The sequence below is a fragment of the Enterobacter sp. SENG-6 genome, assembly GCF_001605945.1.
In the GTDB taxonomy this organism is placed as follows: domain Bacteria; phylum Pseudomonadota; class Gammaproteobacteria; order Enterobacterales; family Enterobacteriaceae; genus Enterobacter; species Enterobacter cloacae.
Genome location: NZ_LOMM01000022.1, coordinates 125,851 through 138,378 on the forward strand (window position 1 = coordinate 125,851; position 12,528 = coordinate 138,378).

The following is a 12,528-nucleotide window of genomic DNA, read 5'->3' on the forward strand; positions in this document are numbered from 1 at the left end:
TAGCAATTAATTTAATCGGTTTGACCTGGTTTATGGGCGCAACCACCGTTGCGCCGCAAGAATCATCAGGCGTTGAGAATATCGTCCAGGTGCAGCTCTTCACGGATCTGCTTAACCCATTTTTCAACGCGCTCGGCGGTCAGTTCTGGCTGGCGATCTTCGTCAATCGCCAGACCCACGAAGTGATCGTCGTCTGCCAGACCTTTAGACGCTTCGAAGTGGTAACCAGCGGTAGGCCAGTGACCTACAATAACGGCACCGTTTGGCTCAATAATGTCGCGGATGGTGCCCAGCGCATCACAGAAGTACTCTGCATAGTCTTCCTGGTCGCCGCAGCCAAACAGGGCAACCAGCTTGCCGTTGAAATCCACCTCTTCCAGCGTTGGGAAGAAATCATCCCAGTCACACTGGGCTTCACCGTAATACCAGGTCGGAATACCCAGCAGCAGGATGTCATAGCCTTCGAGATCTTCTTTGCTGCTCTTGGCGATGTCGTGCACATCGGCAACGTCTTTACCGAGCTGTTTCTGAATGTTTTTTGCGATATTTTCGGTATTGCCGGTATCACTGCCGAAGAAAATGCCGATAATTGCCATGAGTAAAATAACCTCTTGATACTTAATGGTATGGTGGCGCAATTTGTCCACGGATAAAGGCAATAATAGCAGAACAGGCAACCCTGCGGAAACAGCTATCGCGCAGGACTGCACTCTGTGCTACATGAAAAGGGTAATAAAGGGATTTTTCGGACTTATGCCTTACTGCGCATGGTCTCGAGTTGGGTGAGTAACATCTCTTCGATCAGCTCGCTGCGGCTGATATTACGCGCGTCAGCCAGTTCGTTTAGCGCATCGACAGCGTCGGCGTTGAGCTTCAGTTCGACACGCTTAAGTCCACGATTTTTATCGCGTTTAAGCTGGTTGCGTTTATTAATACGCAGCTGTTCGTCGCGCGAAAGCGGATTCGTTTTTGGTCGTCCCGGTCGACGCTCATTCGCGAACAGATCTAGTGTCGTACGGTCCGTTTGTTCTTTGGCCATGATTCTGAGACTTCGGGGGAAACACGCCGCCCTGCTAATGCCTGGGCGATAAGCGCGCCATCATACATCACCAAAAACGGCACGCCAACGACTGGAAGCCCGCAGCCTTCCAGTCGCTCTCTTTTTAATCAATTTGCCGTATCAGTCAGATAGCGGCGAATGGCGCGTAAGACGGCGTCTGGTTTTTCCGCATGAACCCAATGTCCGGCGCCAGCTATAACATGAGCGCGTGCCTGCGGGAATTGCGCCAGCAGGGTATCGCGACAGGCGTCGGTAACGTAGGGCGAATTGCCGCCACGAATGAAGAGGGTAGGGTGCGGCCATGCCGGTACGGTTTCCCAACCAACGATGTTATCGTACTGCTCCCACAGCACCGGCACGTTGAACCGCCACTGGCCGTCAACGAACGATTTCAGCAGAAACTGGATAACCCCTTCTTCATCCAGATGCTCACGCATAACGACGGCTGCCTGTTGGCGCGTCGAGACGCCAGCGTTGGTCACCGCGTTGATGGCGGCGAAAATCTCATCATGGCGACGGACGTGGTAATCCACCGGGGCAACATCTATGACCACCAGGCCACTTATTCTTTCTGGTGCCAGAGCCGTCAGGGCCATGACCGCTTTGCCGCCCATTGAATGCCCGATCAACGTCACTTTCTCGAGATTGTTGGCATCCAGCGTATCCAGCAGATCCTGCGCCATGGCCGCATAGGTCATCTCTTCTGAACGCCCGGAAAGGCCATGATTTCGCATATCCACCTGCAAAATATCGTGATCGGTAACCAGATCGCGTGCCAGCACGCCCAGGTTATCCAGGCTGCCAAACAGCCCGTGAACCAGTACGATGGGAGGATTCGTGTTCGGCGATTGTGCAGATTGCGCTCGGGTATTCAATTTCATGGCAAAGTTCTTTTTTTAGGTGTGACAGGTTAGGGTATTATGTTGACCATTCTGCCGCCCGGCTGCAAGGTTCCAGTTTAATCTGACTTTTGCCGCCAACCTGGTTTGACGCTATCCGCTGTTGGGATTTGACTTTATAATCTCAACGACTTGTATTCAGATAAGATATCGCACTGGATTAAGATGAAAACAATCGAAGTTGATGACGAACTCTATCAGTTTATTGCCAGCCAAACGCGGCATATCGGGGAGAGCGCGTCCGACATTTTACGGCGTATGCTTAAAATTTCCGCCGCCTCACCGTCTGCTACCCCAGCCACTAAAGATGTCGTGTCTCAGCCGAGTGTTGTTGCACAAGCAAAACCTGCCGCCGTGCAGGTAAAAGACAAAGTACGTGCGATGCGCGAGCTGCTGCTGTCTGATGAATATGCAGAGCAGAAAAAAGCGGTCAACCGCTTCATGCTGGTGCTGTCTACACTTTATTCACTGGATAACAAGGCGTTTGCTGAAGCGACTGAGTCGCTGCACGGTCGCACGCGCGTCTATTTCGCGGGCGACGAGCAGACGCTGCTGCAAAATGGCAACCAGACCAAACCTAAACATGTCCCTGGCACACCGTACTGGGTCATCACCAATACCAATACGGGCCGCAAGTGCAGCATGGTTGAACACATCATGCAGTCCATGCAGTTCCCGGCGGAATTGATTGAAAAGGTTTGCGGTACAATTTAACCCTTGCATCAGAAGGACCCGGTAATGGCAAATCACAGCCGTGCAGGCCAACCTGCACAACAAAGCGATTTGATTAACGTCGCTCAGCTGACCGCGCAGTATTATGTGCTGAAACCGGTCGTGGGCAACGCAGAACACGCAGTGAAGTTTGGGACATCAGGCCATCGCGGTAGCGCGGCACGCCATAGCTTTAACGAACCGCACATTCTGGCCATTGCTCAGGCCATCGCGGAAGAGCGCGCCAAAAATGGTGTTACCGGTCCGTGCTACGTGGGGAAAGATACTCACGCCCTGTCTGAACCGGCATTCATTTCCGTGCTGGAAGTTCTGGCGGCGAACGGCGTTGATGTAATTGTGCAGGAAAATAACGGTTTCACCCCAACGCCTGCCGTTTCTAACGCTATCCTTGTGCACAACAAAAAAGGTGGCCCACAGGCTGACGGTATCGTTATCACGCCTTCTCACAACCCGCCGGAAGACGGTGGTATCAAATACAACCCACCTAACGGTGGCCCGGCAGATACCAACGTCACCAAAGTGGTGGAAGACCGCGCCAACGCCTTAATGGCCGATGGTCTGAAAGGCGTTAAGCGTATTTCTCTGGATGCGGCCATGGCGTCCGGCCACGTGAAAGAGCAGGATCTGGTGCAGCCGTTCGTGGAAGGGCTGGCGGATATCGTCGATATGGCGGCTATCCAGAAAGCCGGCCTGAAGCTGGGTGTGGATCCGCTGGGCGGCTCCGGTATTGAATACTGGAAACGCATTGCAGAGCATTACAAGCTGGATCTGACCATCGTTAACGATCACGTCGATCAGACCTTCCGCTTTATGCACCTTGATAAAGACGGCGCGATCCGTATGGACTGCTCCTCTGAGTGCGCGATGGCAGGCCTGCTGGCACTGCGTGACAAATTCGATCTGGCCTTCGCCAACGACCCGGATTATGACCGCCACGGTATCGTTACCCCGGCCGGGCTGATGAACCCAAACCACTACCTGGCTGTGGCAATCAACTACCTGTTCCAGCATCGCCCACAGTGGGGCAAAGAGGTGGCTGTGGGTAAAACGCTGGTTTCTTCAGCCATGATCGACCGCGTGGTTGACGCGCTGGGTCGCAAGCTGGTGGAAGTGCCGGTTGGTTTTAAATGGTTTGTTGACGGTCTGCATGACGGCAGCTTCGGCTTTGGTGGTGAAGAGAGCGCGGGGGCATCCTTCCTGCGTTTCGACGGCACACCATGGTCAACCGACAAAGACGGTATCATCATGTGTCTGCTGGCGGCGGAGATCACCGCGGTCACCGGCAAGAACCCGCAGGAACACTACGACGAGCTGGCGGCGCGCTTTGGTGCACCGAGCTACAACCGTATCCAGGCAAGCGCGACCTCCGCACAGAAAGCAGCCCTGTCTAAACTCTCTCCGGAGATGGTCAGTGCCAGCACGCTGGCCGGTGATCCCATCACGGCCCGTCTGACGGCAGCGCCGGGTAACGGTGCCTCTATCGGTGGTCTGAAAGTGATGACCGAAAATGGCTGGTTCGCCGCGCGTCCATCCGGTACGGAAGATGCGTACAAAATCTATTGTGAAAGCTTCCTCGGCGCTGAGCATCGCCAGCAGATTGAGAAAGAAGCGGTAGAGATTGTCAGCGAAGTGCTGAAAAACGCGTAAGTGGTGTTCGGTGCGGGCTGATGCCCTCACCCCGGCCCTCTCCCACAGGGAGAGGGTGAAAACACGAAAAACGGCAACCCCTGGGTTGCCGTTTTGCTTTTACCTAACTATGTTTATTCTTCAATTCAAACCGCGGTGAGACCAGCCCGTACAGCGTCCAGCCCATAAAGGTCACCATCGCACCATAAAGCATCGCCTCCTGGCCGGATGAGTAGAGCGCATAGAAGCTGTAAATCGCCCCAATCAGCGCCACAATATTGGCCGCCCGAGCTTTGCGGGGATCAACTTTCGCCACTTTCTGAATGATCACCAGCGCCGCCATCGACAGAATATACGGAATGATATTTGTCACCACCGCCAGGTTGACCAGCACGTTGAACTGGCTGTTCAGCGACGGGCTAATGGTCATCAGCGACAATCCGCTCTGGAAGATGACAATGGCCAGCATGCCCTGCACCGGCGCATCGGCTTTGGTCACGCGGGAGAAGATTTTCGGGAAGTAACCTTCGTCAGCCGAAGATTTAAACACCTGCGCGATGGTGAACTGCCAGCCGAGGAGTGAACCGCAGCAGGACATGACCATCAGCCCCATGATCACTTTCCCGACTTCCGGGGTGAACATCTGCGCGAAGGCCAGCCCAAACGGCGCCGTGGAGTTAGCCAAATCCATGTTCGGTATGATACCGGCAATAACGTTAGTGGAGACGATATAGATCACCGCCGCGCCCAGCGTTCCGCCAAGAACGGCAATCGGGACGTTCTTTTCGGGGTTCTCTACCACTTCCGCGTTTGCGCAGGCGGATTCCAGACCGAGGAAGGCCCACAGCGTCATGGCGATAGATGACCCGACAGCGGTAAAGAACGGCACATGGTGCGGGTTCCAGGAGTTCGCGTACAGGGTCGGACTGAACCAGAACCAGCCGATGATGCATAGCCCGACAACCGGGATAATCACGCCCCAGACGGTGATGCTACTCAGCTGGCCGGTGATGCGCGCGCCGCCAAAGTTGGCCACGGTGCAGATCCACAATACGCCGATGGTGGCCAAACCAATTTGCACCGGGCTGAGCGTGGCACCAAACAGTTCCGTACCGTAACCCACGGCGGAGATGGCAATCGCCACGTTGGCGATCAGCAGCGACACGCCATAGGTGTAGTTAGCCATAAAGTTGCCAGATTTGCCGAAGGCGTATTCGGCGTAGCCGCCCATCCCGCCTGACTTGCGGCTGAACATTCCGCATTTGGCAAATGCCCATGCCAGCGCCATGGAGCCGACCGCGGTTACCAGCCAGGAGATAATCGAAATAGTACCCACCTCGGCAAGTTTGGTGGGCAGCATAATAATCCCTGACCCCATCATGTTGACCATGGTGAGGATGGTCAGCTGCACCACGCCCATCTTGTTGGACTTACTCATAATTTTTCTCCTTTCAGCAGCGCGGGCTGAGCGGCGGGTTGTTTGATGACGTTACAGCGAACATGTTTGCGTCCGTCACACTCCTCAACGTACACACCCTGTAGTTCCGGTGCGAAGCCCGGTAAAAGGTTGATACCCTCTTCCAGCGCGGCAAAGTAGCGCAGGACGGAGCCTCCCCAGACTTCACCCGGAACCACGCACAGCACGCCTGGTGGGTAAGGCAGGGCGCCTTCGGCGGCAATACGGCCTTCCGCATCACGCAGCGAGACCAGTTCAACCTCACCACGCAGACACGCATAGTTTGCGTCCTGCGGGTTCATCATCACGCGAGGGAAGTGAGACTTGCGGAACATCTCTTTTTGCAGTTGTTTCACGTTATGGCGGGCGTACAGTTCATGCATCTCCTGGCATATCTGGCGCAGGGTATAACCGGCGTAGCGTTCCGGGTATTGGTTACAGATAGACGGAAGCACCTCTTTTAATGGCGCATCGGTCTGAAGCAGTTTTTCGAAACGCACCAACTGTGCCACCAGCTGCTGCAGCTTGCCCATATCTTCCGCAGGGGTCAGCAGGAACAGGATCGAGTTGAGATCGCATTTCTCCGGCACGATGCTGTTTTCACGCAGGAAGTTAGCCAGGATGGTGGCGGGCACGCCGAAATCCTCATACTCGCCGGTACGGGCGTTGATGCCCGGCGTGGTCAACAGCAGTTTGCACGGGTCGATAAAGTATTGATGCTCGGCATACCCTTCAAAAGCGTGCCAGTTTTCACCCGGCACAAAGTGGAAGAAGCGCAGGTCGGTGGCAATTTCAGCCGTGTCCCAGCTTTCCCACGGACGGCCATCTACCAGCTCCGGCACGAACGGGCGAATAAACTGGCAGTTCTCCAGGATCAGCTTGCGTGCTTCAATGCCGGTAACCACGCAGTCCATCCACATATTGCGGCCACTCTGCCCCTCGTGCATGCGGGCATTGATATCCAGTGCGGCAAACAGGGGGTAGAACGGGCTGGTGGAGGCGTGCATCATAAAGGCGTTATTCAGGCGCTTGTGCGGGACATAGCGCGGTTGGCCTTTAATATGGCGGTCTTTCTTGTGAATTTGCGAGGTCTGCGAAAAACCCGCCTGCTGTTTATGGACCGACTGGGTAACCAGAATCCCCGGATCGTTTTCGTTCAGCTCCAGCAGCAGCGGAGAGCAGTCGGCCATCATCGGAATAAATTGCTCGTAGCCCACCCAGGCAGAATCGAACAGGATGTAGTCGCACAGGTGACCAATTTTATCGACGACCTGGCGGGCGTTATAAATGGTGCCATCGTAGGTGCCCAGCTGGATCACCGCCAGACGGAACGGACGTTCGTCACGCGCACGACCCGGTGCCACTTCCGATACCAGCTCGCGCAGGTAGCTCTCCTCAAAGCAGTGGGCATCAATGCCACCAATAAAGCCGTACGGGTTGCGCGCAGTTTCCAGATAGACCGGCGTGGCACCCGCCTGAAGCAGAGCTCCGTGGTGGTTGGATTTATGGTTATTACGATCGAACAGCACCAGGTCGCCGGGGGTGAGCAGGGCGTTTAGCACCACTTTGTTGGATGATGAGGTACCGTTCAGCACAAAGTAGGTTTTATCCGCAATAAACACTTTCGCCGCGTGTTGCTGGGCAATGCACGGCGCGCCTTCATGAATCAGCAGATCCCCCATGGCCACGTCGGCGTTGCACAGATCGGAGCGGAAAAGCGTTTCGCCGAAGAAATCGACAAATTGATTACCGGCAGGATGACGGCGGAAAAATTGCCCACCCTGATGCCCCGGACAATCGAATGCGCTGTTGCCCTGATTCACGTAGTCGACCAGTGCGCGGAAAAACGGGGGGCGTAGCTGGGTTTCGTACTTCTGCGCGGCCGCTTCCAGTTGACGTCCGTAAAAGTCGTTACTGGTCTCTGAACACTCAAACACACCGTGAATGCGCGATAAATATTCAGCCGGAATGAACTCTTCTTTATGTGTCGCAATAAATACGGGAATACCAAACCCGGTAGCTTCTATTTCTTCCAGAGTGCCACTGGAAATATCGCTCACGGCCAGAACAATGGCGGCCACGTCAATATAATCTGAGGTGCTGACATCTACCAGTTCACGGTGAGTGGTAAAGCAATCAGGGCATGCACGGCTGGCTGCAATTTTTAAACTTTTCATCTTTCTCTCTTTATTTAAGGCAATATTCGTCCCTCGATTTCTCGCTAGAAAGAAATCGATAATGTCCGGAAAAAAAGCAAAGTGTGGCCGCTGATAAAAAATCAGTAAGTTGCTTTTTAATATATGAGATTCAGTCCGCCCGGCTGCGGATAAGTCTGAATTAAATTGAATGAACGCACGCCTTCACAGGCAACGGCCTGTAAAATAGAGTTTTTTCAGGTTAACCTGCAAGCGGGTGCGCCAGAAGTCGAAGGACTACCGGGCATTAAAGAGATGGAAGTCAAAGCAGTTTCGGTGGGCAAACATCATGATATGTGTTGTCCGCCTTATATGGGGCATCAAGCGATTATTGTTTTCCATGTTTCATTTTCCTTTCAGTAATTGAAAGCATGGTCATTTTATCCAGGAAAAAGCGATTAACTGTGAATCAGATCACCCTTAACCGATCAAATCAGAAATAATTATTCGCTTTCGATGAATATCTCAGATCAAAACACTGGTTTGTTGATGATGCGTTAACGGATTGTGTTGTTTCTGTTTTGAATGAGCGAAAATAAGCCAAAATTATCGCTTATGGCTTATTTAAACGGAATTATGTGGGTGGGTTTGTTTTTATTGGAAATAAAATTGAATAGTTATTCAAAGCATAAACCGATAACCGATACCGGTTTCAGTTAATAAATGGCGAGGACGTGCGGGGTCGGTTTCAAGTTTCTGGCGCAGGTGGCCCATATATATGCGTAAATAGTGACTATGTTCCACGGCGTTGGGTCCCCACACCTGAGCCAGCAGCTGACGTTGGGTCAGCACCTTACCGTGGTTGTTGAGCAAAACCGCAAGCAGGCGGAACTCTATCGGCGTGAGATGGATCTCCTCTTCACCGCGCACAATACGTCGCGAAGCGAGATCAACGTGCACATCACCGAAAGTGTACGTTGGGTCGGCAGGCGTGGCGGCACCGTGGCGACGCAGCGCCACACGAAGGCGAGCCTGTAACTCACCAATCCCAAAAGGTTTAATAAGATAGTCGTCCGCACCGGCATCCAGCGCGGCGATTTTATCTGACTCTTCGGTGCGTGCGGAGAGCACCAGAATGGGCATCTGGCTCCACTGGCGCACCTCGCGAATAAAATCGATACCGTCGCCATCCGGCAAACCGAGATCGAGGATCACCAGGTCCGGCTTGCGGGTAGCGGCTTCAATCAACCCGCGCTGGAGCGTACCGGCATCATGAACGCGCAGACCGTCACCTTCCAGCGCAGCGCGCAGAAACCGGCTAATGGCGAGTTCATCTTCTACAATCAGGACGTTGATCACAAATCCTCTGGTAATTCATCAAGTTCTGGCGGGGTGTCCAGAGGAAGTGTAACACAAAAACGTGCGCCTCCTTCCGGGCGGTTCTCTGCCGAAATGGTGCCGCCATGGACGTCAATAATGGCCTGGCAGATCGCCAGACCCAGCCCAACCCCCGGAATGGCAGACTCTTTATTGCCCCGTGAGAATTTTTCGAATATCGCTTTTTCCTGCCCGGCAGGAATACCGGGCCCGGTGTCCCAGACGTCGAGCCGCAGGGTGTGATCTTCCACCGAAGCATTCACCCCAATTTGCGCGTGTGCTCCGGCATATTTACCCGCATTTTCCAGCAGATTAATTAACACCCGCTCAAACAGCGGGCCATCAACGTGAATTAATGTCAGGGGATCGGGCATGTTCAGGGCGATATGCCGTCCGCCGAGACCGGGCTCCAGCATTTTCAGCGCGCTTCCTACCACTTCCTCAAGCGTGAGCCACTCTTTTTTGAGGTTGAACCCGCCAGACTGTATCCGCGCCATATCGAGCAGGTTATTCACCAGCCGCGTGGTGTTCAGCACGTGCTGGCGGATCTCGCTGGCCTGCAGGGCGTGTTTTGAACCTTCAGCCGCCAGATCCAGGGTCAGAATTTCCGACTGGCCAAACAGCACGGTGAGAGGCGTGCGAAGATCGTGTGAGAGCGCTGCCAGCAGCGAGTTGCGAATGCTTTCGCGCTCGCTTGCCAGCCGGGCCTGTTCTTCGCTGGCCGTCAGCGCCAGCCGCTCCAGGGCGCTGGCAACCAGCAACGTAAAGGTCTCGAGCAGCCTCTGCTGCTCGGGGATCATCAGCTGGCGCAGATTAGAAGGCTCGACGATGACCAGCCCCTGATTTTTATCCGCACTGCGCAGCGGCAGGATCTGATACGGCACGCCGGGGAGGGTGTCTGTCCCTGCGCCTGCCGGTAACCCTTTATCGAAGCTCCAGCGTGCAATGGCCTCATCCCACGGCGTCATGCCCGTGGCCGACGTCAGCGGGCGCAGCTTACCGTGCTCATCCGGGAGTAAAATCAGATTGCTGGCATTAAATGTCGAGCGGATAAACTGCTCGCTGGTCTGGACGATATCCAGCGGCGTGCGGCCTACCGCCAGCGATTTAGACATCTCGTATAAATGTCGGGTGCGCTGTTCACGATAGCGGGCGATACGCGCCTGATAGCGAACGCCTGCTGTCAGATTCCCGATCACCAGCCCGACGGTGAGCATGACGGCAAACGTGAGGACGTACTGTACATCCGAGACGGCAAGCGTTCCGCGCGGGTCGATAAAGAAGAGATCGAAGCTGATGACGTTAATCACCGTTGCCAGGACTGACGGCCAGCGCCCGTAAAAGAGCGCCACCACCACCACGCCGAGCAGGTAGATCATCACCAGGTTGGCGGCATCAAACGCAATCAGCCACTGGCTGGCAATAAAGGTAATCAGGGCGCAAAGCACGACGGCGATAAGGCAACCGCGAAGCTGGATGCGCCATTTATCGGTGAACGTGCGGCTGTCTGGCGCACGGTTGGGTAACGGCGTGGGTTTGTCGTCCAGCGCCACGACCACCAGATCCAGGTCGGGTGCACGCCGGGCCAGCTTGTCGGCAAACGATTCGCGGCTAAACCAGCGCCGGTGCTGGCGACGGCCAATGACAATTTTGCCCAGGTTGTGCTCACGCGCGTAGCGCAGAATGGCTTTATCTTCCTGCGGATCGGAGAGGGTCGCGGTTTCCGCCCCCAGCTCCTGCGCCAGGCGCAGCGAACTCAGGATCGCGCGACGCTGGTTTTCTGGCAGGGCGTGAAGCTGCGGCGTTTCGACATACACCGCATGCCAGACGCTGCCAAATTTCGCAGCCAGCCGGGCGGCGGTACGGACAAGCTTTTCATTGCCGCTACCGTGACCAATGCACAGCAGGATGGCATCCCGCGTATGCCAGACGCGCTCCTGTCCTTGCAGATCGCGCCAGGCACGCATCTGGTCATCCACGCGATCGGCGGTGCGGCGCAGGGCCAGTTCGCGCAGGGCGATCAGGTTGCCTTTACGAAAGAAGTGTTCGATAGCGCGTTCGGCCTGGCCTGCAATATAGACTTTCCCTTCATGCAGGCGCTGGCGCAGATCGTCTGGCGGCAGATCCACCAGCACCACTTCATCAGCGGAGTCAAAGAACGGATCCGGCACCGTTTCGCGCACCTGAATGCCGGTCACGCCGCTGACCACGTCGTTCAGGCTTTCAAGATGCTGAACATTCACCGTGGTGAAGACGTCAATCCCGGCTTCAAGTAGCTCTTCTACGTCCTGCCAGCGTTTGGGGTGACGCGAGCCTGGCGCATTGCTGTGCGCCAGTTCGTCCATCAGAATAAGGGCGGGGCGGCGGGCGAGGGCGGCATCGAGATCAAACTCCGTTACCAGCCTGCCACGATGGCTGATACGGCGAGGAGGCTGCGTGGCCAGCCCCTTTAACAACGCCGCGGTCTCTTTACGGCCGTGGGTTTCCACCACGCCGATCAGAATATCGAGCCCCTGAGCCCGAAGCCGCTGAGCTTCTGTCAGCATGGCGAAGGTTTTCCCGACGCCCGCGCAGGCACCGAAGAAAATTTTCAGCTTGCCGCGATGGGCTTCAGCTGTCTGTTCCAGCAGCCTGTCAGGATCCGGGCGCAAGGGCTCGTCGGTCATTTAGTTATTCCTTAGCGCGTCCAGCGCCAGATTCAGCTCAACAATATTTACTACCGGCATGCCAATAAAACTGACCAGCGGCTTTTGCGTGTGCGCTGCCACCAGCTGGCTGACCTGCTCGACGCTCAGATGACGGGCAGCGGCGACGCGCGGTATCTGCCAGGCCACCGCTTCAGGCGTCAGGCTGTAGTCCAGCCCACTGGCGGAGGCAGTCACCAGTTCCACTGGAATCTCCCGGCTGGCCTGCGGGTTGGCACTGCGCAGGGCCGCCACACGCTCAGCGATGGCTTTGTCCAGTTCAGGATTACTGCCCGCCAGGTTACTCCCGCCGGATGCCATCGGATTATACGGGCTATCGGCGGTAGCGGAAGGGCGTCCCTGAAAGTACCGGGCGTCCGTAAAGTTTTGACCAATCAGGCGGGAGCCGCGGTTTTCACCCTGCTGTATGATCAGCGAGCCATTGGCCTGATCCTTGAACCACCACTGGCCCAGCGCGGTGGTCAGCAGCGGGTAAAGCCCACCGGTAATGAGAGACAGCAGAATAAACAGAAGTATAGCGGGACGTAACATCGTCATT

General features: G+C 55.4%; 11 protein-coding genes. 2 read left to right on the top strand and 9 right to left on the bottom strand.

Annotation, left to right across the window (positions count from 1 at the left end; all coding sequences use genetic code 11):
* Positions 1-65: 65 nt before the first annotated feature.
* The 3 genes from fldA to ybfF all read right to left on the bottom strand — a co-directional run bounded on the left by fldA (position 66) and on the right by ybfF (position 1,941).
* Positions 66-596, bottom strand: coding sequence for a flavodoxin FldA (gene fldA, locus AX755_RS12190; RefSeq protein WP_008501067.1), 531 nt, complete (start codon positions 594-596; stop codon positions 66-68).
* A 155-nt stretch (positions 597-751) separates the two neighbouring features.
* A complete protein-coding gene (ybfE, locus tag AX755_RS12195; RefSeq protein ID WP_013097563.1) occupies positions 752-1,039 on the bottom strand; it encodes a LexA regulated protein in 288 nt (95 codons plus the stop codon).
* A gap of 128 nt (positions 1,040-1,167) precedes the next feature.
* The gene (ybfF, locus tag AX755_RS12200; protein WP_023621115.1) at positions 1,168-1,941 is read right to left on the bottom strand and encodes an esterase; all 774 of its coding nucleotides are present in this window, start codon (positions 1,939-1,941) and stop codon (positions 1,168-1,170) included.
* Positions 1,942-2,124: 183 nt separating this feature from the next.
* Between ybfF and seqA the strand changes: the two genes are divergently transcribed.
* Together seqA and pgm are read left to right on the top strand one after the other, a co-directional pair.
* Positions 2,125-2,673 carry a replication initiation negative regulator SeqA gene (gene seqA, locus AX755_RS12205; RefSeq protein ID WP_023621116.1) on the top strand — a complete coding sequence of 183 codons (549 nt, stop codon included), beginning with the start codon at positions 2,125-2,127 and terminating at the stop codon, positions 2,671-2,673.
* A 24-nt stretch (positions 2,674-2,697) separates the two neighbouring features.
* The gene (pgm, locus tag AX755_RS12210; RefSeq protein ID WP_020684950.1) at positions 2,698-4,338 is read left to right on the top strand and encodes a phosphoglucomutase (alpha-D-glucose-1,6-bisphosphate-dependent); all 1,641 of its coding nucleotides are present in this window, start codon (positions 2,698-2,700) and stop codon (positions 4,336-4,338) included.
* Between the two features lie 103 nt (positions 4,339-4,441).
* Here the strand turns inward: pgm and potE are convergent, their stop codons facing one another.
* The 6 genes from potE to kdpC form a co-directional block, all read right to left on the bottom strand.
* Positions 4,442-5,755, bottom strand: a complete 1,314-nt coding sequence (gene potE, locus AX755_RS12215; protein ID WP_062856835.1) for a putrescine-ornithine antiporter — start codon at positions 5,753-5,755, stop codon at positions 4,442-4,444.
* A complete protein-coding gene (gene speF, locus AX755_RS12220) occupies positions 5,752-7,950 on the bottom strand; it encodes an ornithine decarboxylase SpeF (protein ID WP_062856836.1) in 2,199 nt (732 codons plus the stop codon). Before speF ends, potE begins: the two co-directional genes overlap by 4 nt.
* Before the next feature lie 255 nt (positions 7,951-8,205).
* A complete protein-coding gene (speFL, locus tag AX755_RS25120) occupies positions 8,206-8,310 on the bottom strand; it encodes a leader peptide SpeFL (RefSeq protein ID WP_003858645.1) in 105 nt (34 codons plus the stop codon).
* 279 nt (positions 8,311-8,589) lie between these two features.
* Complete coding sequence (gene kdpE, locus AX755_RS12225; protein ID WP_013097557.1) at positions 8,590-9,267, bottom strand: two-component system response regulator KdpE; 678 nt, start codon at positions 9,265-9,267, stop codon at positions 8,590-8,592.
* On the bottom strand, positions 9,264-11,951 hold the full coding sequence (gene kdpD / locus AX755_RS12230; protein ID WP_013097556.1) for a two-component system sensor histidine kinase KdpD: 2,688 nt from the start codon (positions 11,949-11,951) through the stop codon (positions 9,264-9,266). Before kdpD ends, kdpE begins: the two co-directional genes overlap by 4 nt.
* Positions 11,952-12,527 carry a potassium-transporting ATPase subunit KdpC gene (gene kdpC, locus AX755_RS12235; RefSeq protein ID WP_013097555.1) on the bottom strand — a complete coding sequence of 192 codons (576 nt, stop codon included), beginning with the start codon at positions 12,525-12,527 and terminating at the stop codon, positions 11,952-11,954.
* Between the last annotated feature and the right edge of the window lies 1 nt (position 12,528).

Excerpts from the sequence above, each read along its gene's own strand:
- ybfF (WP_023621115.1), bottom strand. The coding sequence starts at position 1,941 with ATGAAATTGAATACCCGAGCGCAATCTGCACAATCGCCGAACACGAAT.
- speF (WP_062856836.1), bottom strand. The coding sequence starts at position 7,950 with ATGAAAAGTTTAAAAATTGCAGCCAGCCGTGCATGCCCTGATTGCTTT.
- potE (WP_062856835.1), bottom strand. The coding sequence starts at position 5,755 with ATGAGTAAGTCCAACAAGATGGGCGTGGTGCAGCTGACCATCCTCACC.
- kdpC (WP_013097555.1), bottom strand. The coding sequence starts at position 12,527 with ATGACGATGTTACGTCCCGCTATACTTCTGTTTATTCTGCTGTCTCTC.
- ybfE (WP_013097563.1), bottom strand. The coding sequence starts at position 1,039 with ATGGCCAAAGAACAAACGGACCGTACGACACTAGATCTGTTCGCGAAT.
- fldA (WP_008501067.1), bottom strand. The coding sequence starts at position 596 with ATGGCAATTATCGGCATTTTCTTCGGCAGTGATACCGGCAATACCGAA.
- pgm (WP_020684950.1), top strand. The coding sequence starts at position 2,698 with ATGGCAAATCACAGCCGTGCAGGCCAACCTGCACAACAAAGCGATTTG.
- speFL (WP_003858645.1), bottom strand. The coding sequence starts at position 8,310 with ATGGAAAACAATAATCGCTTGATGCCCCATATAAGGCGGACAACACAT.
- kdpD (WP_013097556.1), bottom strand. The coding sequence starts at position 11,951 with ATGACCGACGAGCCCTTGCGCCCGGATCCTGACAGGCTGCTGGAACAG.
- seqA (WP_023621116.1), top strand. The coding sequence starts at position 2,125 with ATGAAAACAATCGAAGTTGATGACGAACTCTATCAGTTTATTGCCAGC.